General features: G+C 69.2%; 24 protein-coding genes and 1 pseudogene. 15 read left to right on the top strand and 10 right to left on the bottom strand.

The annotated features are described in order from the left end of the window. Positions 1 to 162 precede the first annotated feature (162 nt). From ACFVT2_RS32330 to ACFVT2_RS32345, 4 genes are all read right to left on the bottom strand, one after another. Positions 163 to 1233, bottom strand: a complete 1071-nt coding sequence (locus ACFVT2_RS32330) for a threonine aldolase family protein (RefSeq protein WP_390023794.1) — start codon at positions 1231 to 1233, stop codon at positions 163 to 165. Next, complete coding sequence (locus ACFVT2_RS32335; RefSeq protein ID WP_390023796.1) at positions 1230 to 2027, bottom strand: SDR family NAD(P)-dependent oxidoreductase; 798 nt, start codon at positions 2025 to 2027, stop codon at positions 1230 to 1232. The genes ACFVT2_RS32330 and ACFVT2_RS32335 overlap by 4 nt, the downstream gene beginning before the upstream one ends. Positions 2028 to 2095: 68 nt before the next feature. Next, positions 2096 to 3493 (bottom strand): DUF6421 family protein, encoded by a 1398-nt coding sequence (locus ACFVT2_RS32340; protein ID WP_390023685.1) that lies wholly within the window; start codon positions 3491 to 3493, stop codon positions 2096 to 2098. A gap of 207 nt (positions 3494 to 3700) precedes the next feature. After that, positions 3701 to 4861 carry an LLM class flavin-dependent oxidoreductase gene (locus ACFVT2_RS32345; RefSeq protein ID WP_390023687.1) on the bottom strand — a complete coding sequence of 387 codons (1161 nt, stop codon included), beginning with the start codon at positions 4859 to 4861 and terminating at the stop codon, positions 3701 to 3703. Positions 4862 to 4910: 49 nt separating this feature from the next. Between ACFVT2_RS32345 and ACFVT2_RS32350 the strand changes: the two genes are divergently transcribed. The 5 genes from ACFVT2_RS32350 (at position 4911) to ACFVT2_RS32370 (ending at position 9151) form a co-directional block, all read left to right on the top strand. After that, positions 4911 to 5516 carry a PadR family transcriptional regulator gene (locus ACFVT2_RS32350; protein ID WP_390023689.1) on the top strand — a complete coding sequence of 202 codons (606 nt, stop codon included), beginning with the start codon at positions 4911 to 4913 and terminating at the stop codon, positions 5514 to 5516. A 164-nt stretch (positions 5517 to 5680) separates the two neighbouring features. Next, the gene (locus tag ACFVT2_RS32355; protein WP_390023691.1) at positions 5681 to 6364 is read left to right on the top strand and encodes a glycerophosphodiester phosphodiesterase; all 684 of its coding nucleotides are present in this window, start codon (positions 5681 to 5683) and stop codon (positions 6362 to 6364) included. Positions 6365 to 6516: 152 nt separating this feature from the next. Then, positions 6517 to 7398, top strand: a complete 882-nt coding sequence (locus tag ACFVT2_RS32360) for an ABC transporter substrate-binding protein (protein WP_390023693.1) — start codon at positions 6517 to 6519, stop codon at positions 7396 to 7398. 65 nt (positions 7399 to 7463) lie between these two features. Then, on the top strand, positions 7464 to 8345 hold the full coding sequence (locus tag ACFVT2_RS32365) for an amino acid ABC transporter permease (RefSeq protein ID WP_390023695.1): 882 nt from the start codon (positions 7464 to 7466) through the stop codon (positions 8343 to 8345). Next, positions 8342 to 9151 (top strand): amino acid ABC transporter ATP-binding protein, encoded by an 810-nt coding sequence (locus tag ACFVT2_RS32370; RefSeq protein WP_390023697.1) that lies wholly within the window; start codon positions 8342 to 8344, stop codon positions 9149 to 9151. The genes ACFVT2_RS32365 and ACFVT2_RS32370 overlap by 4 nt, the downstream gene beginning before the upstream one ends. 27 nt (positions 9152 to 9178) lie before the next feature. Here ACFVT2_RS32370 and ACFVT2_RS32375 read toward each other — a convergent pair whose 3' ends face one another. Next, positions 9179 to 9712, bottom strand: a complete 534-nt coding sequence (locus ACFVT2_RS32375) for a GNAT family N-acetyltransferase (RefSeq protein WP_390023699.1) — start codon at positions 9710 to 9712, stop codon at positions 9179 to 9181. A 148-nt stretch (positions 9713 to 9860) separates the two neighbouring features. Here ACFVT2_RS32375 and ACFVT2_RS32380 point away from each other — a divergent pair, with 148 nt between their 5' ends. Then, positions 9861 to 10247 carry a VOC family protein gene (locus ACFVT2_RS32380; RefSeq protein WP_390023701.1) on the top strand — a complete coding sequence of 129 codons (387 nt, stop codon included), beginning with the start codon at positions 9861 to 9863 and terminating at the stop codon, positions 10245 to 10247. 645 nt (positions 10248 to 10892) lie between these two features. Then, positions 10893 to 11933 (top strand): pentapeptide repeat-containing protein, encoded by a 1041-nt coding sequence (locus ACFVT2_RS32385; RefSeq protein WP_390023703.1) that lies wholly within the window; start codon positions 10893 to 10895, stop codon positions 11931 to 11933. A 136-nt stretch (positions 11934 to 12069) separates the two neighbouring features. Here the strand turns inward: ACFVT2_RS32385 and ACFVT2_RS32390 are convergent. The 5 genes and pseudogenes from ACFVT2_RS32390 to ACFVT2_RS32410 form a co-directional block, all read right to left on the bottom strand. Then, positions 12070 to 12353: pseudogene (locus ACFVT2_RS32390) on the bottom strand (transposase); the annotation flags it as partial. Between the two features lie 21 nt (positions 12354 to 12374). Further along, a complete protein-coding gene (locus ACFVT2_RS32395; protein WP_390023705.1) occupies positions 12375 to 13100 on the bottom strand; it encodes a hypothetical protein in 726 nt (241 codons plus the stop codon). Further along, complete coding sequence (locus tag ACFVT2_RS32400) at positions 13097 to 13915, bottom strand: DNA-methyltransferase (RefSeq protein ID WP_390023707.1); 819 nt, start codon at positions 13913 to 13915, stop codon at positions 13097 to 13099. Before ACFVT2_RS32400 ends, ACFVT2_RS32395 begins: the two co-directional genes overlap by 4 nt. Positions 13916 to 13992: 77 nt before the next feature. Further along, positions 13993 to 14886 carry a TRM11 family SAM-dependent methyltransferase gene (locus tag ACFVT2_RS32405; protein WP_390023709.1) on the bottom strand — a complete coding sequence of 298 codons (894 nt, stop codon included), beginning with the start codon at positions 14884 to 14886 and terminating at the stop codon, positions 13993 to 13995. A gap of 12 nt (positions 14887 to 14898) precedes the next feature. Next, positions 14899 to 15561, bottom strand: a complete 663-nt coding sequence (locus tag ACFVT2_RS32410) for a hypothetical protein (protein WP_390023711.1) — start codon at positions 15559 to 15561, stop codon at positions 14899 to 14901. 605 nt (positions 15562 to 16166) lie between these two features. Between ACFVT2_RS32410 and ACFVT2_RS32415 the strand changes: the two genes are divergently transcribed. The 8 genes from ACFVT2_RS32415 to ACFVT2_RS32450 all read left to right on the top strand — a co-directional run bounded on the left by ACFVT2_RS32415 (position 16167) and on the right by ACFVT2_RS32450 (position 24879). After that, complete coding sequence (locus ACFVT2_RS32415) at positions 16167 to 16481, top strand: ESX-1 secretion-associated protein (RefSeq protein ID WP_390023713.1); 315 nt, start codon at positions 16167 to 16169, stop codon at positions 16479 to 16481. A gap of 1 nt (position 16482) precedes the next feature. After that, positions 16483 to 17574, top strand: coding sequence for a WXG100 family type VII secretion target (locus tag ACFVT2_RS32420; protein WP_390023715.1), 1092 nt, complete (start codon positions 16483 to 16485; stop codon positions 17572 to 17574). Positions 17575 to 17576: 2 nt separating this feature from the next. Further along, positions 17577 to 18182, top strand: coding sequence for a hypothetical protein (locus ACFVT2_RS32425; RefSeq protein ID WP_390023717.1), 606 nt, complete (start codon positions 17577 to 17579; stop codon positions 18180 to 18182). 350 nt (positions 18183 to 18532) lie between these two features. Then, positions 18533 to 19360, top strand: coding sequence for a hypothetical protein (locus ACFVT2_RS32430; RefSeq protein WP_390023719.1), 828 nt, complete (start codon positions 18533 to 18535; stop codon positions 19358 to 19360). 350 nt (positions 19361 to 19710) lie between these two features. After that, a complete protein-coding gene (locus ACFVT2_RS32435) occupies positions 19711 to 20097 on the top strand; it encodes a pilin (RefSeq protein ID WP_390023721.1) in 387 nt (128 codons plus the stop codon). A 350-nt stretch (positions 20098 to 20447) separates the two neighbouring features. Next, entirely contained in the window at positions 20448 to 22073 is a 1626-nt protein-coding gene (locus ACFVT2_RS32440; RefSeq protein ID WP_390023723.1) for a hypothetical protein, read from the top strand. Positions 22074 to 22078: 5 nt separating this feature from the next. Continuing rightward, the gene (locus ACFVT2_RS32445) at positions 22079 to 23029 is read left to right on the top strand and encodes a PrgI family protein (RefSeq protein WP_390023725.1); all 951 of its coding nucleotides are present in this window, start codon (positions 22079 to 22081) and stop codon (positions 23027 to 23029) included. Further along, positions 23026 to 24879, top strand: coding sequence for a VirB4 family type IV secretion system protein (locus ACFVT2_RS32450; protein WP_390023727.1), 1854 nt, complete (start codon positions 23026 to 23028; stop codon positions 24877 to 24879). Before ACFVT2_RS32445 ends, ACFVT2_RS32450 begins: the two co-directional genes overlap by 4 nt. Positions 24880 to 24887: the final 8 nt, after the last annotated feature.

Here is a 24887-nt window from a genome sequence, read left to right on the forward strand (position 1 = left end):
GGACGTAAAGCGCAGCAGTCCTGCACACCGACCCCTCCGCCCCGACACCGCACCCAACAGCCCCGCGCAGCGGCCCCGCCCGCGCCGCCAGGCGCAAAAACAGCAACCCCCACGGCGGGACGGCCGACAACGTGGGAAGCCCAGCCAAGCGCAGCGGACCGGTTAGCGCCCCATCTCCTCGCGGATCGCGGTCAGGAAGCCGTCGATGTCGTCCTCGGTCGTGTCGAAGGCGCACATCCAGCGGACCACGCCGGCGCGCTCGTCCCAGAAGTAGAAGCGGAACCGCTTCTGGAGGCGTTCGGTGACGTCGTGCGGGAGGCGGGCGAAGACGCCGTTGGACTGGACGGGGTAGAGGATCTCGATGCCGGGGATCTCACGGACGCCGGTGGCCAGGCGTTGAGCCATGGCGTTGGCGTGGCGGGCGTTGCGGAGCCAGAGGTCCTTGGCCAGGAGCGCCTCCAGTTGGACGGAGACGAAGCGCATTTTGGACGCCAGCTGCATGGAGAGCTTGCGCAGGTGCTTCATGGCGCCGACCGCGTCGGGGTTGAGGACGACCACGGCCTCGCCGAAGACCGCGCCGTTCTTGGTGCCGCCGTACGAGAGGATGTCGACGCCCACGGCGTTGGTGAAGGCGCGCATGGGGACGTCGAGGGTGGCGGCGGCGTTGGCTATGCGGGAGCCGTCGAGGTGCACCAGCATGTTGCGTTCGTGGGCGTGGTCGCAGATGGCGCGGACCTCGTCCGGGGTGTAGACGGTGCCGAGTTCGGTGCTCTGGGTGATCGAGACGACCTGCGGCATGGCCCGGTGCTCGTCGTCCCAGCCGTACGCCTCGCGGTCGATGAGTTCGGGGGTGAGTTTGCCGTCCGGGGTGGGGACGGTGAGGAGTTTGAGGCCACCGATCCGCTCGGGGGCGCCGCATTCGTCGACGTTGATGTGTGCGGATTCGGCGGTGATCACCGCGCCCCAGCGGTCGGTGACGGCCTGGAGCGCGACGACGTTGGCGCCGGTGCCGTTGAACACCGGGAATGCCTGGGCGCGCTGCCCGAAGTGGCTGCGGAAGACGCGCTGGAGGTGCTCGGTGTAGTCGTCCTCGCCGTAGGCGACCTGGTGGCCGCCGTTGGCGAGGGCGAGCGCGGCGAGCACTTCGGGGTGTGCACCGGCGTAGTTGTCGCTGGCGAAGCCGCGGATCTGCGGGTCGTGGTGCTGCCGGGCGTCGGTCTTCGCCCGGTTCACGGCGTGGGGGTCAGCCACAGACGCTGTCCATTCACTTCCTGGGCGGGCCGGTTCCAGACTCCGGCGATGGCCTCGGCCAGCTCCGTGACGTCGGTGAAGCCCGCGAACTTTGCGTTCGGTCGCTCGGCGCGCATCTGGTCGTTGACGAGCGCCTTCACGATCAGGATGGCAGCTGCGGCGCGTGGCCCTTCCTCGCCCCCCGACTTGCGGAAGCCGTCCCCCATGGCGAGGGTCCACGCTTCGGCGGCCGCCTTGGACGCGGCGTAGGCGGCGTTGCCCGCGGTGGGATTGCTCGCGCCGGCCGCGCTGATCAGGACGTAGCGGCCGTTGCCGCTGCGTTCGAGGGCGTCGTAGAAGGCGAGGGAGGTGTGCTGGACGGTGCGGACCAGGAGTTTGTGCAGGGTGTCCCAGTCGCCCAGGTCGGTCTCGGTGAACGTGGAGCAGCCGCGCCAGCCTCCGACGAGGTGGACGACGCCGTCGACCCGGCCGAATTCCTTCTCCGTACGGGCGGCCCATTCGCGGGTCTGGTCGAGGTCGAGGAGGTCGACGGTCTCTCCGATGACGGTGGCGCCGCCGTGGGCGTAGCGGGCCGCGTCGACGGCCTCCGCCAGCCGCTCGGCGTTGGAGTCGGAGCCGACCACGACCGCGCCAGCCTCGGCCAGTCGCATCAGGGTGGCTCGGCCTGCCGGGCCGGCCGCGCCGGCCACCGCGATGACCGCACCGTCCAGCGGCCCCTGGCCGCCCGTCGAAGTAACCATCTCCGTCGCCTCCTCGTCCTGCCCCTGGACGGCCATTGGCCGGGTGTTCCGGTCGGTCCGCACGCTCTGCTGTCCGTTCTGTTCCTGGTCGGTCCGCACGCTTCTCACGCCGCCGCCGGCACGTCGCTGTGGGCGGTGATGCCCTTGGTCGAGGCGATCACGGTACGCAGCTTCTTGGCGAGCGCCTCGTAGAACATGCTCAGCGGGAACTCGTCGGGAAGCACGTCGTCCACGAGTTTGCGCGGCGGCTGGTCCAGGTTGAGGGCGTCCGGACCCTTGGCCCAGACCGAGCCCGGGTGCGGGGCGAGGTAGGTCGAGACGAGGTCGTAGGCGGCGAACCAGTGGACCAGCTTCGGCCGGTCGATGCCGTCGCGGTAGAGCTGTTCGATCTCGCCGCAGAGCTGGTTGGTGACCCTGGGCGCCCGCTCCCAGTCGATGTGCAGTGTGTTGTCCGTCCAGCGTACGACGTCGTGCTTGTGGAGGTACGCGAAGAGCAGCTGGCCGCCGAGGCCGTCATAATTGCGCACCCGGTCGCCGGTGACCGGGAAGCGGAACATCCGGTCGAAGATCACCGCGAACTGTACGTCGCGGGCCTGCGGGTAGCCCTCGGCCTCCAGCTTCACGGCCTCCTTGAAGGCGGTGAGGTCGCAGCGCAGCTCCTCCAGGCCGTACATCCAGAACGGCTGGCGCTGCTTGATCATGAACGGGTCGAACGGCAGGTCGCCGTGGCTGTGGGTGCGGTCGTGGATCATGTCCCAGAGGACAAACGCCTGCTGGCAGCGCTGCTGGTCGTCGAGCATGGCCTCGACGTCCGGGGGGAGTTCGACGCCGAGCAGGTCCACGGCGGCCTCGCTGACCCGGCGGAAGCGGGCGGCCTCGCGGTCGCAGAAGATGCCGCCCCAGCTGAACCGCTCGGGGGCCTGGCGGACCGCGATGGTCTCGGGGAAGAGGACGGCCGAGTTGGTGTCGTAGCCGGCGGTGAAGTCCTCGAAGGTGATCCCGCAGAAGAGGGGGTTGTCGTAGCGGGTGCGCTCCAGGTCGGCGAGCCAGTCCGGCCAGACCATGCGCAGGACGACGGCCTCGAAGTTGCGGTCCGGGTTGCCGTTCTGCGTGTACATGGGGAACACGACGAGGTGCTGGAGGCCGTCGGCCCGCTGCTGGGCGGGCTGGAAGGCGAGCAGCGAGTCGAGGAAGTCGGGGACGCCGAAGCCGTCGTCGGCCCAGCGGTGCAGGTCGGCGGCGAGCGCCTGGTGGTAGGCGGCGTTGTGCGGAAGGAGCGGGGCGAGTTCGCGGATGGCGGCCATCGCCCGCTCGACCTCGTGGCGGACGGCCGCGGCGGTCGGTGCGCCGTCCGCTGCGAGGTCGATCGAGCCGTCCTTGGCCTGCCACGGGCGGATGGCCTCGATGGCGTCCTTGAGTACGGGCCAGGCGGGGTGCGCAACCACGGACTCGTCGGACAGGGTGCCACCCCGGACACCCACAGGCGAAAGAATTTCCGTCATGACTGCCCTCCGGCGGTAGATCGTCCTGTGAGGACACCGTAACCAGCCAAGGATCGCCCATTCAAGTGGGGTCGGTGAAAATTATTCTGCCTACCCCCCGTGGTCACGACTGTTTTTCCTGTGAGGTAAGGCTCGGACCTCACTTCCTGGCATGCAGGGCACCGGATTCCGCGTTTTCTCCGGAGGGTGGCGGGGTAGGCGCTGGAGTCACGGCCCGGCCGGGCGGGTGACGGGCGCCGGGCGGACGCGGTCCCCGGCGAAGTGCGGAATGACCTTTTCACCCCATTGGCGGATGGTCTCCAGACAGGCTTCCTGCGGCACGGTGCCCATCTGGATCAGGCACATCACCTCGTCGGCGCCGGCCACCCGGAGCCGCTCCACGTAGGCGATGGCGTCCTCGGCCGTCCCGTAGGCGTGGTCGGCCCGGAACGTCGCGGTGGCGTTCGGGCGGACCGGGATGCGCTGCTCGTGGAGGTGGGCGACGACCGTCTCGGCGGCCCGCCGCAGTTCGGCGGCCTCGTCCGCGCCGTCCACCACGGCCTCGTCGGGGATCCCCGCCCCGCCGTACCAGTGCGCGATGGCCTGGGCGAAGAAGCGCTGGCCGCGCAGGCCGACGGCGCGGGCCCGCTCGCGGTCGGCCAGGACGATGGTCGGGCAGAGCACCGCGAAGTGGTCGTTGATCCGCCCGGAGACCAGCCGGTCGTCGGTGCGGGCGGCACGGGCGGCGTCGTACGCGGTGCGCAACTCGGCGACCGCCTCCGGGCCGGCGAAGCCCATGACGAGGGCGCCCACGCCCAGTTCGGCGGCCTGCCGGAGGGTCTCGGTGCGGCTACAGGCGAGGAAGAGCGGCGGGTGCGGCATCTGGTGCGGCCGGGGCAGGATCGGGTGCGGCGGGATGTCGATCAACTCCCCGTGGTAGGCGAGCTGTTCGCCCTGCCAGGCACGGCCGATGATGCGCAGCGCCTCCTCCACCTCCTGGGTCGTGCGGTCGCGGTCGACGCCGCACAGCGAGGTCTCCTGTGCGGTGCCGCCGCGGCCGGCGCCGAGGTCGAGGCGACCGCCGGAGAGCAGGTCGAGGGTGGCGGCGCGCTCGGCGACCCGGGCCGGGTGGTTGAAGGCGAACGGCATGCAGACCACGCCGTGGCCGACGCGGATGGTGCGGGTCCGGGCGGCGACCCAGGTCAGGAAGACCTCCGGGGCGCTCATGTGCGCGTACCACTTCAGGGAGTGGTGCTCGACGGCCCAGATCCGGTCGAAGCCCATCTGCTCGGCGAGCACGGCCTGTTCGACGCAGTCGTGGAACAGCTGGTGCTCGCGCCCGACGGTCGGATCGGCGAGCTGGGCCTCGAAGATGATCGAGAACTGCATGGCGCCTCCTGGCTTGTCCGGCGGCCAACTCACTATTTCAATCAGCTATATGACTAATCGTCAGATGTTGGAAGGGGCGGGACTGCCGGACCTCCCGCCGACCGCGTGGGCGGTGCTCGGACTGCTCTCCTTCCGCGGTGCGCGCACCGGCTACGAGCTGAAGAAGTGGGCCGACTCCTCGCTGCGGTTCTTCTACTGGTCGCCGGCGATCAGCCAGATCTACGCGGAGCTGCGCCGGCTGGAGCGGCTGGGGCTCGCCACGTCGCGGCGGTCAGGACCGGAGGAGCCCCGGCCCACCCGCCGCTACACCCTCACCGACGCCGGGCGCGCCGCGCTCGCCGGTTGGGCGGACGGCACCGACGACCCGGGTCCGCCGGTCCTCAAACACCCGCTGGTGCTGCGCCTCTGGCTCGGCCACCTCGCCGCCCCGGAGACCCTGCACGCCCTGGTGGAGCAGCACCTCGCGCGGACCCGGGACGCATTGGCCGAGGTCCGTGGCGCCCTGCGGCGCGCCGAACAGGTCCCGGAATGGGCGTTCCCCCGCGTCGCGCTGGCCTGGAGCGAGCGCCAGCACCTCGCGGAACTGGCGCTGGCCGAGGCGATGCTGGCGGATCTGGCGCGGATGGCGGCATCCGGTCCGGCCGACGGTGCGTAGAGGGCGCGGCACGGGGGCACTCGTACGGGCTAGAGGGCACTTGTCCCTACCGGGCTGCCGCTGTTGCGCGGATTAGGCTGTGGGCCATTTCGGGCAGCAGTGCGCCGGCGGCCGACATGTGCGCGGAGCCGACAGCAACCGAGCCGACTTAAAGCGAGGCAGCCTTGTCCTTTCTCACCATCGGGCACCGCGGAATGATGGGTGTGGAGCCGGAGAACACCCTGCGCTCCTTCGTACGGGCCGAACGTGAGGGCGTCGACGTCATCGAACTGGACCTGCATCTGAGCAAGGACGGCGCGCTGGTGGTGATGCACGATCCGGACGTCGACCGGACCACCGACGGCACCGGCACGATCGCCGAGCGCACCCTCGCCGAACTGCGGGAGCTGGACGCCGGGCAGGGCGAGCGGGTCCCGGTGTTCGAGGAGGTGGTGGACGCGGTGCGGCTGCCGCTCCAGGCGGAGATCAAGGACGTCGCGGCGGCCCGGGCGCTGGCCGAGGTGGTGCGCTCGCGCGATCTGACCGGCCGGGTGGAGGTGATCTCGTTCCACGACGAGGCGCTGGCCGCGATCCGCACGCTGCTGCCGGGGGCGCGCACCGGGCTGGTGGGCGAACGGTACGGGGCCGATGTCATCGACCGCGCCAGGGCGGTGGGCGCGGAGCTGGTGTCGCTCGACATCCGGCGGCTCACCCTCGAACTCGTCGAGCAGGCGCATGCCGCGCAGTTGACGGTGCTGGGCTGGACGGTGAACACCCACGACCAGCTGCGGCTGGCGCGCGGGCTGGGGCTGGACGGGGTGGTGACCGACCAGCCGGAGATCCGGCGGGCGGTGCGCTTCACCGCGTAGCCGGCGGACCGGCGGGCGGGCCGGCCGAGCCGGCACACGGGGGTCGCCCGGCGGGAAACCCGCAGTTCACAGCGGCGCAACGGACTTCCAGCATGTGGACGTTCACCCCGGTGATCTCGACAGGGAGGCCGGTGCGCTGCCACTCTCCCGACATGCACCTGTCGCCACACCCCGTACGTCTCACCGTCTGCGCCACCGCCCTGCTGCTCGTCACCGCGGTCGGCTGCGCTCCGCAGGACGCGTCCCCCAGCGGCTCGCGGGCCGCCGGGCAGGGGAAGCAGAGCTGTACGCCCGGCAAACTGACCACCGTGGCGCCCGGGAAGATCACGGTCGGCACCGACAAGCCCGCCTACGCACCCTGGTTCAGCGACGACGACCCGGCCAACGGCAAGGGCTACGAGTCGGCGGTGGCCTATGCCGTCGCCAAGGAGCTGGGGTACGGCAAGGACGCGGTGCGCTGGCAGACCGTGCCGTTCAACAGCGCCTTCGCGCCCGGTGCGAAGTCCTTCGACTTCGACGTCAACCAGGTGTCGATCAGCGCCTCGCGCAAGCAGGCGGCGGCGTTCTCCTCCGGCTACTACGACGTGCGGCAGGCGGTCGTCGCGGTCAAGGGCTCCAAGGCGGCCGGGGCCAAGAGCATCGCCGACCTCAAGGACGTCAAGCTCGGCGCCCAGGTCGGCAGCACCAGTCTCGACCTCGTCAACGACACCATCCGCCCCCGCCAGCCCGTCGCGGTCTTCCAGAAGAACGATCTGGCCAAGTCCGCCCTGAAGAACGGTCAGGTGGACGCGATCCTGGTCGATCTGCCGACCGCCTTCTACATCACGTCAGCGGAGCTCAAGGACGCCGTGGTCGTCGGACAGTTCGCCCAACAGGGGCCGGCCAAGGAGCAGTTCGGGCTGGTGCTGGACAAGGAGAGCACGATCACCGGCTGCGTCACGGCGGCGGTGGACGCGCTGCGCCGCAAGGGCACCCTGGCCGCGCTGGAGAAGCGGTGGCTGGCCGACGCCGTCAACGTGCCGGTGCTGAAGTGACGTCCGGGACGGCGAAGGTGGCGGAGACGGGGACGGGGAAAAAGACGCGGAAAGGGAAGGGGGCCGTGCCGGACGGTGTGGGTGGATCCGCCGACGACGACGGGTACGTGCCGTCCCGGCGGCGGATCGAACGGGAGCGGTACAAGCGCACCCGGGCGCGCCGGGCCACCGCCCTCGCGGCACTGAGCACGCTGGTCACCGGAGCGGTGCTGTACTTCGTGGTCACCGCCGCGCCCGGCTGGCCGCGCACCCGGGAGACGTTCTTCAGCGCCGCGTACGCACGGATCGCGCTGCCGAAGGTGCTGGAGGGGCTGCTGCTGAACCTGCGGCTGCTGGTGGTGTGCGGGGCCGCGGTGCTGGTGCTCGGCCTGCTGCTGGCGGTGGTGCGGACGCTGCGCGGACCGGTGTTCTTCCCCCTGCGGCTGCTGGCCACCGCCTACACCGACTTCTTCCGCGGTATGCCGCTGATCATCTGCCTGCTGATGGTGGTGTTCGGGGTGCCGGCGCTCCGACTCCAGGGCGTCACCACCGATCCGGTGACCCTCGGCGGCGCGGCGCTGGTGCTGACGTACTCGGCGTACGTGGCGGAGGTCTTCCGGGCCGGTATCGAGTCGGTGCACCCCTCGCAGCGGGCCGCGGCCCGGTCGCTGGGGCTCTCCGGCGGGCAGACGCTGCGCTTCGTGGTGCTGCCGCAGGCCGTACGGCGGGTCGTGCCGCCGCTGCTGAACGACCTGGTGTCGCTCCAGAAGGACACCGGGCTGGTGTCGATCGCGGGTGCGGTGGACGCCGTCTACGCGGCGCAGATCATCGCCAGCAAGGACTTCAACTACACGCCGTACGTGGTGGCCGGGCTGGTCTTCGTGGCGCTGACGATCCCGATGACCCGGTTCACGGACTGGGTCACCGCCCGGATGGACCGCCGGCGCGCCCAGGGAGGGACGGTATGAGCACGACGGACGGGACCGTGATGGCGGAGGCGGCGGGGGCGGCGGCCGGGGACGGCGGGCCGGTGCTGCGGATGGAGTCGGTGCGCAAGACCTACGGGCGCGGCGGCACCGTCGTCCTGCGGGACGTGGACCTGGAGGTCGCCCCGCACAGCGTGACCGTGCTGATCGGGGCCTCCGGGTCCGGCAAGTCCACGCTGCTGCGCTGCACCAACCTGCTGGAGGAGATCGACGACGGGGCGATCTTCCTGGACGGCGAGGAGATCACCGATCCGCGGGCCGACGCGGACGCGGTGCGCCGCCGGATCGGGGTGGTCTTCCAGGCGTACAACCTCTTCCCGCACATGAGCGTGCTGGACAACATCACGCTGGCACCGCGCCGGGTGCACGGGGTGCCGCGCGCCGAGGCCGAGGAGCGCGCCCGCGAGCTGCTGGAGCGGCTGGGGCTCGGCGGGCGGGCCGGCGAGTATCCGGACCGGCTCAGCGGGGGGCAGCAGCAGCGGGTGGCGATCGCCCGGGCGCTGGCCGGGCGGCCGCGGTTGCTGCTGCTCGACGAGATCACCGCGGCGCTCGACCCGGAGCTGGTCGGCGAGGTCCTCCGGGTCGTCCGGGACCTCAAGGAGGACGGTATGACGATGGTCATCGCCACCCATGAGATGGGCTTCGCCCGGGAGGTCGCCGACCAGGTGTGCTTCCTGGAGGGCGGGGTGGTGCTGGAGCGCGGGGCGCCCGGTGAGGTGTTCGGCGCGCCCCGGCACGCCCGGACCCGGCAGTTCCTCCAGCGGATCATCGAGGCCGGGCGGTTGTAGGGCCGGCCGCCGCGGCCGGCCCGGCGGTCAGCCCAGCGGCTTGACCAGCAGCTCGAACTCCAGGTCGGCGCGCTGCGGGATGCCGAACCGCTCGTCGCCGTACGGGAACGGGGTCAACTCGCCGGTGCGGCGGTAGCCCCGGCGCTCGTACCAGGCGATCAGTTCCTCGCGCTGCCGGATGACGGTCATCCGCATCTCCGGGGTGCCCCAGGTGGTCAGTGCGGTGCGCTCGGCCTCGGCGATGATCACCTTGCCCAGGCCGCTGCCCTGGAGGTCCGGGCGGACCGCGAACATCCCGAAGTAGGCGTGGTCCTCGCGGTGCTCCAGCTGGCAGCAGGCGACCAGCTCGCCGTCCCGCTCGGCGACCAGCAGTCGGCCGCTCTCGTTGCGCACCACCGCGGCGACGCCGTCCGGGTCGGTCCGCTGGCCCTCCAGCAGGTCCGCCTCGGTGGTCCACCCGGCCCGGCTGGCGTCCCCGCGGTAGGCCGATTCGACCAGGGCGACGAGCCCGGGGACGTCGGCGTCGGTGGCGGTGCGGAAGGTCAGCGAGGTGGTGGGCATGGTGCGCGGGATCCTCTCGGGCCGTAAGGATGGCTGTCAGCGAGGCTAACAAGAGGCGGCTGCCGGCGGCAGGGCCGGAAGGCCCGAAGGTCCGGCGGTGCGCCGTGTCCGGCCCGTCGGGGCGGTCCGGCGGCGTAGGGTCCGTGCCATGGTGCAGGTACTGAGCAGCAGGGTGCTGGTGCGGCCGGCCGATCCGGAGCGGTCGCGGACGTTCTACGGCGAGGCGCTGGGGCTGGCGATCTACCGCGAGTTCGGTACGGGGCCGGAGCGCGGCACGGTGTACTTCCTCGGCGGCGGGTTCCTGGAGGTCTCCGGGCGGGCCACGGACGCCCCGACGCCGACCCTCCAGCTGTGGCTCCAGGTGGCCGACGCGGCGCGGGCGCACGAGGAGCTGGTGGAGCGGGGGGTGGCGGTGCTGCGGCCGCCGGTGCGCGAGCCGTGGGGGCTGATCGAGATGTGGATCGCCGACCCGGACGGGCACAAAGTTGTAATCGTGGAAATCCCCGCGGACCATCCACTCCGATACCGACCCTGACGACAACGCAGCCTAACGGCACCTCGCGGCCCAAGCCATAGGCTCTTCGAAGTCGCCGCCCTTGCTGCCCTTGCCGGGGGCACTGCGCACCCATTACAGCCATCGTGCGCGAACGGGGCCGCTTTCAACGCAGAGATGCTCAATCACCAGCGCGCTCCCTCCGCAATGACCGCGAAGACGGTTTTCGCGATTCACACTTCGCTGCACAAGACCAGCGCGACGGAAGCTGGACCCCTGGCGCCGGCATCGCCGACCAGCTGGCGCACCACATGCTGAGGGTCACGACCAGATCACCTTGGACAAGCACGGCGAGGCGCCCACATTCCAAGGTGGTCGCCACGTAGCTTCCAGAACGGCTAAATGGCCGTCTTGAGTGCCCAGGCGAGCCCCCACACTCACATGGTGAAGAAGTGGCAAATACACCCAGGTGGCTCTATCAACGGAGTGCCGGCGGTCGCTATGCGCCGTCGCTGTGGCGTGTGTGGATCGTGGCACCGCTGGCTGTCCTTGTGGCGTGTGCAGCCAGTTACGTGATCTACCAATACGTCGTCTACGCCCTCATCTCCGGTGGCGCCAACAAGGCAACACCACCGAAGCCGGTGAACGTGGCGGACGCCATCAAGACCACCAATCGCCATCGTCACCTTGATCGGCGCCGTCCTAGTAGGCGTCTACGCCTACCGCAAGCAGCTCATCGCCGAAGGCGACGCCCACCGAGCTGATGCCAGCCAACTAGCTGACCGTTACACCACGGCGGCCGAACAGCTTGGTCACGAGAAGGCCGCCGTGCGCCTCGCCGGCGTTTACGCCCTCGCCCGGCTCGCGGACGACTGGAAAGAGCAGCGCCAGGTTTGCGTCGACGTGCTATGCGCCTACGTGCGGATGCCCTACCAATCAAACCCGAGGTTACCCGGGTATAAGGAGGGAGAACTCGAAGTCCGCCAGACCATCATCCGGGTCATCCGCGAGCACCTGCAGCAACCAGGGGAAGCCGCTTCCTGGTCGAACTGCAGCTTCGACTTCACCGGAGCCAGCTTCGACGGCGGCGATCTCTCACACAGCCACTTCCACGGCGACGTCTCGTTCAGTGGCGCGACGTTCTCCAGCCGCCTGCTGTCCTTCCACAGGGCAACTTTCTCTAGCGGCAGGGTCTCCTTCGAATCGGCGACGTTCTCCGGCGGCAGGGTCTCCTTCGAGTCGGCGACGTTCTCCGACAGCAGGATGTCGTTCGACTCGGCGACGTTCTCCCACGGCACGGTGTCCTTCGGCCCGACGACGTTCTCCAACTGCAGGCTGTACTTCGTCGATGCGAGATTCTCAGGCGGCACGGTACCCTTCGAGTCAGCTACATTTTCCGGCGGCAGGGTCTACTTCGAATCGGCGACGTTCTCCGGCGGCAAGGTGTCCTTCCAACCGGCGAAGTTCTCTGACGGCACCGTGGCATTCGACCGAGCAGAGTTTTCTGGCGGCAGGGTGTCCTTCGAGTCGGCGACGTTCGCCGGCGGCACCGTGTCCTTTGGCTCAGCAAGCTTCTCAGGCGGCACTGTGTCCTTCGAATCGGCGAAGTTCTCCAACGGCACCGTGGACTTGCACTCTGTCACTTCGTGGGCGGAGCCACCTCTCTTCGACGTTGAGGTGTTGGATAACCCACCTGTGGGACTACTTCTCCCCTCTCTCAGCGCCTGAGATATCAATTCTCAGGTCGCCCGGCGGCTCTCCGGCAGGCCTCACCCTGCCTGGTTCAGTCACAGCAACCGCCAGATCATGAGGTTTCCGAGCCGGTGACTCGGCGGTCAAGCAACGAGCCAAGGCCGAGCCACCGTTACGGGTCGCTGGTGGGGTCGGCACCGGCTGAGAAGCCGTTGAGGACGTTGGGGCGGTACTGGAGGCGTTTGAGCCGGTTGCGTACGAGGGTCTCGAGGCGGTCGAGTGCGACACGGCGAGGTTGGCCAGGCTGCGCTTGACGTGCGCCCACACACCTTCCACCGGGTTCAGGTCGGGCGAGTAAGTGGTCAGCAGGAACTCTGTCAGCCACTCTCGCTCGGCGATCAATTCACGCATGGCATGGGAGACGTGGGTGTTCAGCCGGTCCCACACCAGCACGATTATCCCGCAGTACCTCTAGTACTAACCACGCCCCAGGAACCGCACCACGGGGTAGCTGAAGTGGTTGTCACTGCCAGAAGGCATTGCGCGCTCCAAGGCCAATCGCGCGCGAACAGGGCGCCCCTCTGCGCGAAGCTGCTCGATCAGCACATGCAAGCCCTCGACAAGGGACCACGCTGCCGACATTAATTGAAACTGCCCCACATCAGGAAGATCGGCCAACTGAAACGCCAGCAGGATGCTTGGTCGCAACCCTTGCCCAACCCGGGTCAAGAGTGTGCGCCCTGCTGCCCCTTCCCTCACGCTCTCCTCTACTGGCGGGAACCTTCGTGCCTTCTGCGCCGAATTAGGGACGGCGGACCTATCCGAGCCGTAAATCCTCATTCGAGTTTCAATCGCGGCCAACCGGTCTACGACCACATCTACTGAAGCGGCGGTGGTCGTGACCTCAAATGTGTCGCCGCCCTCTTGACCGCACCGTTTCGGCGCGCCGCCGAAGCGCGCGGCGATACAGTCTGCGACATCCATGTCACTTGTCGTAACTCGCCAAGTGTCCAGCGCAACCGGGCGGCCGGCACACACAGTTCCAGCCCTGAATCGCCCCACAGGCACTGCCGATGGATGAATCCCCTTGAGCGTCGATTGCCCAGATTCCGGACAGCAGGGCCCAGGCGCGTGAGACATACGCTGGAGGCCCGATTCTTCCTCAACCGTCTCTTGCTGCACCCACGATGGTCGAGATGTCATCTGCCCGGTCCAAACACCTCAAGCCTGCATTGAGCGATGCGTTGAAACGCAGCGACTCCTGCGGTCGCCGTGCCGCTGAAAGGGTCGAGTACGTCGCCCCCGAGGCGGCAGCCGGCGGCAATGCAGCGCAGCTGGAGGTCGAGGGGGACGGCGGCGGTGTGCGGGAGGCGGCCGGGCCGGGTGGGGATGGTCCAGACGGTGCCCGGGTTGCGGCCCTTGGGGTGGGGGCTGGCGGACTGAACCCCGGTGGGCTGGCAGGAGGGACCCAGCACGGCGGAGCAGCTGCGGGACTTCGGCCAGATGCCGCGGGCGGCGTGGGGCTTGCTGGCGCTGCGGTGGATAGGGCGGGAGAGGGCGCGGTCACCGGTGTAGGGCTGGTGGATCGGGTCGAGGTCGAAGTGGTACGCCGGGGGTCTAGTGAAGAAAAACAGGAGGTGTTCGTGGTGGCGGGCGAGGCGGTCGCAGCGGGATTCGGGGACCGCTTTGGGCTTGTGCCGGATGGTCTCGTTGCGCAGGATCCAGCCGTCGGCCTGCGGGGCTAGCGCTACGCGCCAGGGGATGCCGAGCAGCTGTTTGGCCGGCCGGTTGCGGCACCTGCGAGGCATCGTTGACGTGGCGTATCGGTCGCCCAAGTTGAGCCATAGTGAACCGTTCTCGACCATCACGTCTCGCGCTGCGGCGAAGACCTCCCGCAGGGCTTCGATGTGCTCCTCGACGGCGGCTTCCTGCCCCAACTGTCCTGGAGCGCCTTCATAGTCACGGGTCTGCCAGTACGGAGGGGACGTGACGACGCAGTCGATCGACCCCGCATCCATGGAGCTCAGCGCCCGTCGGGCATCTCCGAGCAGTAGTGTGCTGCGGTCATTTTGGAACCACAATGGGCGGCTCGTTCTCACGTCCCGCTCCGGTGCGCGGTGTCCGGCCATGACGGATCGGGAAGGGCCTTCACCGGTCGGGTGAAGATCAGGGCGTCCTCGTGCTGGACGACGGAGAGGGGGGTGCCTTGTCGGCGGGCGTCGCGGACGTTCTTCATCTGGAAGAACGAGGGGCGGGTGATGAGGCGGCCGTTGCGGATGCCGGCGAGGAGGGCGACGCACCGTTGGGAGGGGATGAGTCCGACTGTTTTGCCGGCGGCGAGGACGGCGGAGGGAAGGTCGATGAGTTCGCCGCGTTCTCGCCAGGGGCGGGTGGTGATGACGGCGGTACCGCCCGGGCGGAGCATGGTGCGGCATTGGGCCAGGATCTCGGTGAAGGCTTCGATGAGGTGGGTGGTGGGGACGTGGGCGAGGTTGGCGCGGTCGTGGCCGTAGCGGAAGTCCTTCTTGACCACCCCGGGTGCACCGGTCTCCCGGGAGGAGCGGACCTGACCGTGGACGCTGGGCCCGTAGGGGGGTGAGGTGATCACAAGCGCGACTTCGCCGCGGGCGTCGGCGGGGGCGAGGTCGGTGAGGTGGCGGGCGTCGCCGCAGCGGACGATGCCGGAACCGGCTCCGGTTTTCTGGGCGGCGGAGCGGGTGTTGAGGGAGGCGAGGGTGGCCCACCGCGGTTCGTACTCAACCCCGAGGGCGTTGCGGCCGAGGTGGAGGGCTTCGACGAGGGTGGTGCCGATGCCGCACATGGGGTCGAGGACCAGATCACCGGGGTGGGTGTAGGTGCGGATGGCATGGGCGGCGATGCCGGGGTGCATCTTGGCGGGGTGGGCCGATGAACCGGGTACGTAGCGGTCTTTGCGTTGGGCGGGGGCAGAGGTGGGGGCGGTGTTCCACACCGAGGCGGGACGCGTCATGGGTCGTCTCCCTCAGGCTGCGGTGTGGTGGATGGCGGCCAGGGCGATCAGGTCGCTGTGGGTGACGCCGGGGCTGGCGTCGGTGGGCGGGGTGGGGATAAGGCGGTCGGCGGCGGGGTGGGCGTGGGCGACGATGATGTGTTGGAGGTAGCGGAAGCCGGCGGTGCGGGCGCAGGCAATGAGCGCGCCGAGGGGGTCGGTGAGGATTCCGTCGTCGCGGCGTTGGCGGGTGGCGAGCAGCAGCAGTCCGTCGGTGGGCAGGAGGCGGTGGGCGCGGTGGAAGAAGCCGGCCCAGCCCTCGTCCATGGCGCCGGGCATCTCGCCGACAGTCCCGGGGAGGCTGTCGGTGGGGGTGGGCAGGGCGTTGGGGTGGAGTTCGGCGAGCAGCATCGACAGCCTGCTGGGTGTCCCGTCGGTGTAGGTGATGACGGGGGTGCGGGCGTCCATGCCCGGCGCGGTGTCCCGGACGGAGAGCTTCAGCAGCGGTGCGGGGGCCTGGCCGGGGCGGCGGGTGAACTCGGTGCGGATCTTCTCGATCGCCCAGTGCGGCAGGACGGTGCCGGCGGCTGGGACGGCGTCGGGCTGGTCGGGCGCGGGGAACCAGAGGGTGGTCGGCAGCGGGCGGGTGGTGTGGCGACGGACAGCGCTTTCGGCGCGGCGGCGGTTGGTGGACATCGGCGGGTGGCGCCCGGAATCGGGTTCCAAACCGTCTGGTGCTGACGTGAGTAATAGGGAAACGGCAACCTCGAATTGTCATCGCCACTGGATGCGTTCGAACACGTCGAGCGGCAGCGGTCCCACGTGCGGACTTTCGCTCGGCTTCTCATCGACCCATCGGCTTGCCCAGCTCAGCGGCCAAGCGAGCCAGTGGCGAACCACCTGCGAGCCACCGTCGAACCAGCCCTGAGGCCATCGGCGGTCTCGGTGAACACGGTCCAAAAATTCTTTGCGTTCGATTCTCAAGCGATGGGCCGCAGGGGTGATGCTGGTCGTATGCGGTGCTCCGTGCCGTCGAAGTCGATTGATGTCACTGAAGGTTGGTGACCGCCACGTTCGTGCCCGAGTCAGAGCACGGTAGTTGGAACCAGGCACGGTTGTTGACCCACTGGTTGTGCTCACTCTGGTCGAGCCACCTCGGGCTGGACCATGAGCTTGTCCGGGGGCTCTGGGCGCGTTAGGGGCTCGTGAAAATCCATGCCCTGCGCATCAGATTTGCGATGCCTGTCTGCCTAGGGTCCTGGGTGTATCGATCACACGCGACGTCACCATGGGGGACAGCGATGGCGCATGAGCATTTTTCGATCCATCCCGAGCCGGTCACGGCCCTGGGCAAGGATTTCACCGCCTCCGCCGACCACCTCGATGACCGCATCGGGGCTTTCGCGTCACGAGCGGAGACCGTGGACGACGCCTTCGGCGTGATGTCCGAGTCCACCGAGGTCCTGTCCCAATACGTGGAGATGACCCGTCACACCGTGACCGCGCTGCAGCGATTACGTGCGGGGTTGCAGCATTACGCCGTGGGCTTGCAGCACACCGTCGCCACGTACCAGGCGTCCGATGCCGCACAGGCCCAGCAGTTCGGGGGGAAGTGACATGGCCGGTCAGCAGCAGGAGCAGCAGCCGCAGATCGAGAAGAGCTTCGACGTGTTCAATCCCGGTGGGGACCCGTCGGTGCTGCGGGCCTGCGCCGAGGCGTGGCGGCACATGGCCCACGATTTGAAGAGCACGATCGAGACTCAGGACCAGGAGGTCGTCCGGCTCGGCGACAACTGGACCGGGGCGGCCGCAGACGCCTTCCACGCGCACTGGGCGCACACCAAAGGCCAGGTGGAGAAGGCCCTGCCGCAATTCGAAGCCGTCGCCCAGCAACTGGACCAGACCGCCGACGCCATCAAGAAGGCCAATGACGAGGTCCATCGGGTGGCCGAGGAGATCGCCGCGACGGTGGCGATCGGCATCGGCCTGACGGTGCTGACCGGGGGATTCTCCGACGCCATCGCGGCCGGCGCGGCCGCCGCGGAAGTCACCGAGGCAGCTGGCGAGGTCACCCGACTCGGGCAACTCCTGATCCGCGTCGCCGAAGTGATGGAAAAGATCAGGACCGCGATGAACAGCAGCAAGCTGCTGAAGTTCGGCTTCGAGTTCGGCAAGAACATGGACGCCAACTTCATCGGCAACGTCGGCGGACAATGGGTCACCGGGCAGAAGGTCACCTGGGGCCAGGACTTGCAGGATGCTGCCGTCGCCGGGCTGGCGGGCACAGCCGTCTCGGAAGGCGCCGGGAAGGTCGGGGACAAAATCGAAGAATGGGCGAAGAGTTCCGGGAAGCACGGAGCAGCGTGGACCCCCGGCGAGGCCATCGGCGCGGGATTGGGTGGCAAGAACGCGCTTGGCAGGATGTCTGTGGAAGGCCTGGGCAGTGCGGGCGGGCAGGCCGCTGCGGACGGCGTGGACATGTGGGAAGGGCAGGAAAAGGACTTCTGGCGCGACGTGGGCTTCAGCGGCGCGGCCGGAGCCGCTGGCGGTGCCGCCAACCACACGGGCGACAAGATCAACAACGGCGGCGGCAGTCACCGCACGACCAACCGGGACGGGATCCCCGCCTGGCAGCAGGTCCCCTTGGACGGCGCCATCTACGGCATCGGCAACGCTGCCAACTCCGAACTGCCGAAAGACGATGACTGACGGTGTTCGAGGTTCGCAAAAGCATCAAACGCTTCCGGGACGACCCGGCCTGGACCTACCGCAAGAGAGACCGGGACTACCTCAACGCGTTCAACCATGACGGCTACCCGTTCAGCCTCGGACCGGACGGTCTCTCTCTTCGTAACCTGCTGCAGGGCAGTCTTGACGGTCGGGAGGTGAGCCTGTTCCACCTCCGTGCATTGCGGCGCAGCGGCCGGGCACATGTCGCGCGGCTGTACTCCGTAGCCGTGCTCCCCCTACCTCGCGCCCTCCCGGCCACCGCCTTCACGAGCAGACGACTGGCGCCGTCGGGGCGGGAAAAGCGTCCTGCGCTGCCTCGCACTCCCGGCTGGTTCCGGGACCTGAAAGAGATCGGCACCCACCTGGTTCAGTGCCACTCAGAGGATTTCGACTTCGCGGCGCTCATCAACACATACGCCCTGGAGCGGCTTATGCACGACACCCGGCTCGGTTGGCGCATCGAGGGAAACCGCATCATCGGGTGGACGTACGGGCGCAAGAGTTACGAGGACCTTCTCGCCCTCGCCGAAACCGTTGTATCCATCATCGACGACTTCCCCGAACAGGCATGGCACTGGACGGAGTGAAAGAAAGCCGGCACGGGTCGCCAGCCCAGAGATGGCGAGCGGAGCACGTATGGCACAGCCACTCTCGATTCACTGCCATATGAGCCAGCGGCGAGCCATAGCCGAGCCAGTCCTGGACGGGGTGGTGGTCTCCTTGGGCAGAGCCCGAAAATTCTTTGTGTTCGATTCTCGGGCGATAGGCCACAGCGGTGGTGCTGGTCATGTGGGGTGGGCAGGTGGCGGGCCATCGCACATGCCGGACCAGCGGCCCGGCGGTCGCCCGGTGTTGGTGCGCGGGCGGTCCGTGGGTGGCGCGGAGCGCTGAGAGGGCTTGCGGCGACAGTGATCGCCACTCCCGCAAGGAGCTGCACATGCACCCCCACCCCACCTCCCGCCGCGCCTCCCGGCGCACTGCGTGTACGCGTCCGGCCGGCCGCTCGCCGCTCCAGACGCTGGAGGAGTCCTTCCTCGCGCTCGCCACCGCGGCCCAACCGCTCACGCTGCCCGCTCACCTGGTCTGTGAGGAGCCGGAGCAGTCTGTGCTGCCTGTCGACCAGGTCCGCTCTCGCCTTGCCCACGCCGCCACTTCACCGGCGCTTCGTGAGCGGACCTGGCGTGAGGTGGTGTGCCGTGCTCGGCGCCTGGGCGATCCGTGGGACGTCGTGGCCGTTGGGATGACGGTTCCGGTGCTGCGCCGGATGCTGGCCCGCCTGGCCTGCCCCGCCCACCTGGAGCGCGCGGAGCTCGAGCAGGAGGCTCTGGCTGCCGTCGCTACTGCCCTGTCCATCGTGGATGTGGAGGCCGCGGACGTTGCCCGGGAGCTGTTCGCGGCGGCCGACCGGGCGGTGAGCCGGCTGGTGTATGCCGCTCGGCGCCGCGTCGAGCGGGAGACGGGGCACGAAGCCGCTCACTTGGGCCGTCTCGCCCGGTCGACGGATCGGACCACGTGTCAGGCCACGCCGCTGGGGGTCGGGAGCGGTGAGGCGGAGGACGAGTACGCGGTGTTGGCTCGTGCGGTCAGTGCCCGTGCCGTGGGTGTCGCGGAGGCACTGTTGATCGCCCGTACGCGGCTGGAAGGTGAGTCGATGCAACTCCTGGCCGATGAGCGAGGCGTGGGCGTGCGCCAGCTCTACCGCCACCGCGCTGCTGCCGAAGAGCACCTGGCTGCCTATCTGCGCCACCAGATGGGTGAGCAGTAACCCTGCGGCATTTGGGGGACTTTGTGGCCAGCGATGTCATTTTCCGGGCCGTGAGTCTCTATTACCAGTGAGCGTCACCGTCGGATGCACACCACGCACCCGGCGGTGATGGTCCCCGGCGCAGGCCTTCCCTGGTCTGCTGCCAGGTCGTTGCTGTGTGGGGTGAGCGCACCGTCTCGTGCTGACACCCGAGCCCCCTGTTCCCACCGCCTCAAGGAGGACGGCCCCCGGACAGGTTTCCGTGTTCGCCCCACACAGCACGGCCCCGTCGTGACGCGTCTGGTCACGTCGTACTTCGTCGATCCGCTTCTTTCCCCTGCTGTGTGCTGTCTGCTGGAGGTGCGTCCGCCATGCTCGCAACATTTCGTCGGCCGCACCGGCGGCTGAACCGCCCGATGGGCCGCTGGGTAATCCGGTTCGCCTTCATCACGGCGGGCGCTGTCCTGGTGCTGTTGGTGAATTCGCCCCGTGTGTGGGCGGTCGCGGATATCCCCACCGTGATCAAAAATCTGCGGAACTGGGTCGTCGGCATCCTGGCCGGGCTCGCCACGCTGTTTCTGACCTTCGGTGGTCTGCGTTATCTGATGGCCGGAGGCGACCCAGGTGAAGTCGACTCCGCCAAGCGGGCCTTGAAGGCCGCGGCGATCGGGTACGGGCTGGCGGTCCTGGCCCCTGCTCTGGTCACCGTGTTGCAGCACATCGTTGGTGTCGGTGGCGGCGGCGGTGACGGGGAGTGAGTCGCGCCAGGCGCCTCGCACGCATCGTGCCCGGACTGTGCGTCTTGGCGGTGCTCGTTGCAGGAGCGCTGTCTGCACCGAACGCGGCGCCACGAATGGTGTCCGCGGCGGCAGCGGCCCCGGCGCCCGCAGCTCCGGAGCCGCCACAGCCCGAGCCTCAGCCTGCGCCCGGCCCAACCGCAACCGCTCCGAAGCCGCCTTCCGCATCGCCGAAACCTGACCCCACGCCCGGCCCGACACCCGCGCCAGGCCCTCCGTCTCCAAAGCCTTCACAACCCTCCCGGCAGGCATCCCCGGAGCCGCAGCCGGGTCCTACTCCCCCAGCGTGCGAGGCAGAGGGGCGCGAGTGTGTGAAGGACACCTCCTCGGGCTGGGACGTGCTCACCGACTTCCCCGCGATGATCGTGAATGCGATCACCTCGTTCCTCGGCACGCTGATCGAACAGGTCATGAAACCGATCCGGGAGTTCCTGGCCGACACCCTGCTGGCGACCCCCGACGTCACCCAGCACGCCGACGTCAAACGGCTGTGGAATGCCATGCTGGAGATCACAGTCGGGATCTACGTGCTGTTCGTGACCGCGGGCGGCATCACCGTCATGGGCTACGAGACCGTCCAGTCCCGCTACGCCCTCAAACAGATCCTGCCGCGGCTGCTGTTGGGAATGGTCGCGGCCGCCAGCTCGCTGACGGTGATGGGCAAGGCGATCAGTCTGTCCAACGCCCTCGCCCACGCCATCATGGCCACCGACCTGGCCGACGCCGGTCAGGGCATGGTCGAACGCGTCCTGCCGTTCGCCATCTTCGGTGTGGCCGGGCTGAAGCTGTATCTGCTGCTGTTGGCGATCATGATGATCGCGCTGGTGCTGGCGGTGCTGATCGGCTTCATGGTGCGGGTGGCGGTGCTGGCGCTGGTGGCCGTCTGCGGCCCCCTCGCCCTGGCCTGTCATGCCCACCCGCTGACCGATCCGATCGCGCGGCTGTGGTGGCGGGCCTTGGCCGGGTGCCTGGTTATTCAGGTCGCGCAGTCGATCACGTTCGTCCTCGCCATCAAGCTGTTCTTCGCTCCGGCCGCCTCGACGCTGGGCATCCCGAAGTCCGACCAGCTGGGCACGCTGCTCGCCGGACTCGGACTGTTCTGGGTGCTGTTCAAGATTCCCGGCTGGACGCTCCAGGTCATCCTGCGCGGCACTCCCGCCCACAGCCCGCAAGCGCCCGCCGCGGTGCGGATGCTCCGGCACTTGGCGATGTACCGGCTCATGGATCACTACCTGCCCGGGATGAGCCTACTTCGGCGCCGCCCCGGTGGAGGCGGCGCAGGGGGACGCGGCCCAGGTCGTGGCGGGCCGACGGGCGGAGGGGGACGTCCCGGTCCGGGCGGAGGCAGCGGAGGCGTACGGCCGTCTGCCCCCGGACCTGGGCGCGGTGGAGGTGCTCGGCGGCGAACGTTTCTTTCGCGCGGCGGTTCCTCCCCGGGATACCCCCACATGCGATCCGCCGCCGACGGTCGGTCGGCACCCACACCCCCGACGCCCAGCGGGACGCGCCCGACGACCGCCGTCGCCAACACGACCTCAAGGGCTCCCGCAGGTACGGCTTCCGGCGTCCAGGCTCCTCGACGTCCCGGCCCGCGCGCCGCCCCTCTCACACGTACGCCGACAGGTCCCCATTCCGTACTTCATCCCAACCAGGCCCGCCGGATCCGGCAACTCGCCCTCCCCGTCACCGCGGAGCGCATCCCGGCCCGAGCGCCCCGACCCACGCAGGCGTCACTGCCGATCCGCGCCGAACGGACCACCACCCCAACGCCCAACTCCCCTATCCGGCCAGCCACATCGCGGCCGGCCTTCCCCTCGCCAGCACCAGGTGCACGACAGCTTCCCCAGCTTCCCCTGCGTAATCCCGCCGCACACGTACGCCGGCACCCGCCGCAGCCCATGCAACTGCGGCTACCCCTCGAACTACCCCGGAGTTAAGTCTCATGGCAGCACCCGACGCCCCGACCGACGCCCCATACACCACGCGTATCCCCGCAGATATCTCCCGCCCAGACCGCCTCCTAGGCCCCTTCACTGCCCGGCAGACCGCCATCCTCGCCGCCGCAGCCGCCGTGCTGTACGGGGGCTGGTGGGCAACGCGCCCCTTCATGGCACCGCTCGTCTACGTGGTCCTGGCCGCTCCCATTGCCGGAGCCGTGGCGGCGCTCGCGCTCGGCCACCGGGAAGGCATCGGTCTGGACCGATTCCTGCTCGCCGTGCTCGCCCATGCCCGCACGCCTAAGCGCCGGGTGCATGCCCCCGAAGGCGTGCCTCCACTGCCAACCATCGTTCCCGCCCGCTGGACCAAAGCCGCAGGTCCGCCCCCGGCCGCCATGCGCATGCCCTATGACGGCATCGTCCCGGAAGGGGTGCTCGACCTGGGCAGCGAGGGGAGCGCTGCCATGGCGACGTGTTCCCCCGTCAACTTCGAGCTGCGGTCGGTGGCCGAACAACAAGGGCTGACCGCTGCGTTCGCCCGCTGGCTCAACTCCCTCACCGGACCAACCCAGTTGCTGGTGCGCTCCCACCGCATCGACCTCACCCCTCTGGCCGACACCTTGCAACACAACGCGGCAGCCCTTCCGCACCCAGCACTCGAAGCGGCCGCCCTCGCGCACGCAGACTTCCTCGCCGACCTCGCCGCGAGCGGCAACCTGCTCGGCCGGCAGATCCTGCTGGTCGCCCGCGAAGAATCCCCCATGCCCAGCGTGATGCGGAATGCGGGCACGGGGCGGGCGCTCCAGCGCCTTGACGAGGCCGCCCGCACCCTGGCACCAGCCGAGATCACCGTCACGCCCCTGGACGGCCCGCGCAGCGCCCGTCTGGTGCACGCGGCCTGCAACCCCGAAACACCCACCCCGCACATCGGCGCATCGGAAGGTGACCTCACATGACTCGATGTCTCCTCGGCCGCCGTCGCCGCCCAACCCCAGCCCCGGCCATCGACAGTGCGGCATTGCTCGACGCTACCGGGCCAGAGGCCATCGAGGTGCATGCCCGAGCCCTGGCCATCGGCGCCCACCTGGCCACCACCCTCGTGGTCACCGGCTATCCGGCGGAGGTCACCCCCGGCTGGCTCGCGCCGCTCCTGAACTTCCCAGGCCACCTCGACATCGCCCTGCACATTGAGCCTGTCCCCAACCCGGTGGCCGCCGCCGGACTGAAGAAGCAGCGCGCCCGCCTCGAATCCGGCCGCCGCACCGGCTTCGACAAGGGCCACCTCGACGACCCCGAGGTGGAGGCCGCTGCTGCGGACGCCGCTGAACTCGCCTACCGCATCGCCCGCGGCGAAGGAAAACTCTTCCACGTCGCCCTGTACCTCACCATGCACGCACCGGACGAGGACACCCTCGCCGAACAGGCCGCCGCCGTCCGCGCCATCGCCGAGTCACTTCTGATGACGGTCGCGCCGACCACCTACCGGGCGCTGCCGAGCTGGCTGGCCACCCTGCCGCTGGGCCTCGACACCCTCAAGATCCGCCGCACCTTCGACACCGCGGCGCTCGCCGCATGCTTCCCCTTCGCCAGCCCCGACCTACCGCTCACCACGGGCAAGGATGGCGCGGCATCGGGAGTGCTCTACGGGCTGAACACCGTCTCCGGAGCGCCCGTCGTCTGGGACCGCTTCGCGCAGGACAACTACAACTCCATCACCCTGGCCCGCTCCGGTGCCGGCAAGTCCTACCTCGCCAAACTCGAACTGCTCCGCCTGCTGTTCACGGGCGTCACCGCCTCGGTGATCGATCCGGAGGACGAGTACGTCCGCCTCGCCGAAACCGTCGGCGGCAACATCATCGCGCTCGGCGCCGACGGGGTACGCCTCAACCCCTTCGACCTACCAACAGCGGACGAGGGGGAAGACGTCCTGACGCGACGGGTGCTGTTCCTGCACACCTTCCTCGCCGTCCTACTGGGGAGCGACCTGACCGCAGCAGAGAAAGCGGTCCTCGACCGGGCCATCCTCACCGCCTACGCCCGTGCCGGGATCACCACCGACGTTCGCACCTGGACCCGCACCCCACCCACCCTCACCGACCTCACCACCGTTCTGGCCGAGGACGGAAACGAGACGGCAACCGATCTCGCCGACCGGCTCACCCCCTACACCACCGGCTCACACGCCCACCTGCTCAACGGGCCCAGCACCGCAGCCACCACCGGCCACCTGGTGGTCTTCGCCCTCCGCCAGCTCCCGGAAGAGGTCAAGGCCCCCGCCATGCTGCTCGCCCTGGACGCCATCTGGCGCCAGGTCACCTCCCGCACCCGCCCCGGTCGGCACCTGGTCGTGGACGACGAGGCATGGCTGCTGATGCGCGACGGAGCCGGCGCCCGGTTCCTGTTCCGCATGGCCAAAGCCGCCCGCAAGTACTGGACCGGCCTCGCAGTGGTCACCCAAGACGCCGACGACGTCCTCGCCTCCCCGCTGGGCCGCGCCATCGTCTCCAACGCCGCCACCCAGATCCTGCTCCGCCAGGCCCCACAAGCCATCGACGTCATCAGCGAAAACTTCCACCTCTGCCACGGCGAGCGGGAGTTCCTCCTCTCCGCGGCACGCGGCGAGGCCCTGCTGCTGACCGGCGACCGCCGCCACAAGGTCGCCCTGATCAGCGTCGCCGCACCCGGCGAACACGAGGTGATCACCACCAACCCCAGCGAGCTGGCAGCAGCACAGCCCCAGAAGGTGAGGAATCCCGCTACGCCGATGGCTGTGCAGGCGACACCACCTGCGACGACGGCGAAATGAGGTGGCCA

It is taken from the genome of Streptomyces sp. NPDC058000, assembly GCF_042886435.1.
GTDB lineage: Bacteria > Actinomycetota > Actinomycetes > Streptomycetales > Streptomycetaceae > Streptomyces.

What these genes read in the sequence shown, in the direction of transcription:
- ACFVT2_RS32345 (WP_390023687.1), bottom strand. Translation starts at nt 4,861, where the DNA reads ATGCAGTTCTCGATCATCTTCGAGGCCCAGCTCGCCGATCCGACCGTC.
- ACFVT2_RS32420 (WP_390023715.1), top strand. Translation starts at nt 16,483, where the DNA reads ATGGCCGGTCAGCAGCAGGAGCAGCAGCCGCAGATCGAGAAGAGCTTC.
- ACFVT2_RS32400 (WP_390023707.1), bottom strand. Translation starts at nt 13,915, where the DNA reads ATGGATGCGGGGTCGATCGACTGCGTCGTCACGTCCCCTCCGTACTGG.
- ACFVT2_RS32395 (WP_390023705.1), bottom strand. Translation starts at nt 13,100, where the DNA reads ATGACATCTCGACCATCGTGGGTGCAGCAAGAGACGGTTGAGGAAGAA.
- ACFVT2_RS32360 (WP_390023693.1), top strand. Translation starts at nt 6,517, where the DNA reads ATGCACCTGTCGCCACACCCCGTACGTCTCACCGTCTGCGCCACCGCC.
- ACFVT2_RS32430 (WP_390023719.1), top strand. Translation starts at nt 18,533, where the DNA reads ATGCACCCCCACCCCACCTCCCGCCGCGCCTCCCGGCGCACTGCGTGT.
- ACFVT2_RS32350 (WP_390023689.1), top strand. Translation starts at nt 4,911, where the DNA reads ATGACTAATCGTCAGATGTTGGAAGGGGCGGGACTGCCGGACCTCCCG.
- ACFVT2_RS32405 (WP_390023709.1), bottom strand. Translation starts at nt 14,886, where the DNA reads ATGACGCGTCCCGCCTCGGTGTGGAACACCGCCCCCACCTCTGCCCCC.
- ACFVT2_RS32450 (WP_390023727.1), top strand. Translation starts at nt 23,026, where the DNA reads ATGACTCGATGTCTCCTCGGCCGCCGTCGCCGCCCAACCCCAGCCCCG.
- ACFVT2_RS32445 (WP_390023725.1), top strand. Translation starts at nt 22,079, where the DNA reads ATGGCAGCACCCGACGCCCCGACCGACGCCCCATACACCACGCGTATC.
- ACFVT2_RS32375 (WP_390023699.1), bottom strand. Translation starts at nt 9,712, where the DNA reads ATGCCCACCACCTCGCTGACCTTCCGCACCGCCACCGACGCCGACGTC.
- ACFVT2_RS32335 (WP_390023796.1), bottom strand. Translation starts at nt 2,027, where the DNA reads ATGGCCGTCCAGGGGCAGGACGAGGAGGCGACGGAGATGGTTACTTCG.
- ACFVT2_RS32410 (WP_390023711.1), bottom strand. Translation starts at nt 15,561, where the DNA reads ATGTCCACCAACCGCCGCCGCGCCGAAAGCGCTGTCCGTCGCCACACC.
- ACFVT2_RS32435 (WP_390023721.1), top strand. Translation starts at nt 19,711, where the DNA reads ATGCTCGCAACATTTCGTCGGCCGCACCGGCGGCTGAACCGCCCGATG.
- ACFVT2_RS32370 (WP_390023697.1), top strand. Translation starts at nt 8,342, where the DNA reads ATGAGCACGACGGACGGGACCGTGATGGCGGAGGCGGCGGGGGCGGCG.
- ACFVT2_RS32340 (WP_390023685.1), bottom strand. Translation starts at nt 3,493, where the DNA reads ATGACGGAAATTCTTTCGCCTGTGGGTGTCCGGGGTGGCACCCTGTCC.
- ACFVT2_RS32380 (WP_390023701.1), top strand. Translation starts at nt 9,861, where the DNA reads ATGGTGCAGGTACTGAGCAGCAGGGTGCTGGTGCGGCCGGCCGATCCG.
- ACFVT2_RS32415 (WP_390023713.1), top strand. Translation starts at nt 16,167, where the DNA reads ATGGCGCATGAGCATTTTTCGATCCATCCCGAGCCGGTCACGGCCCTG.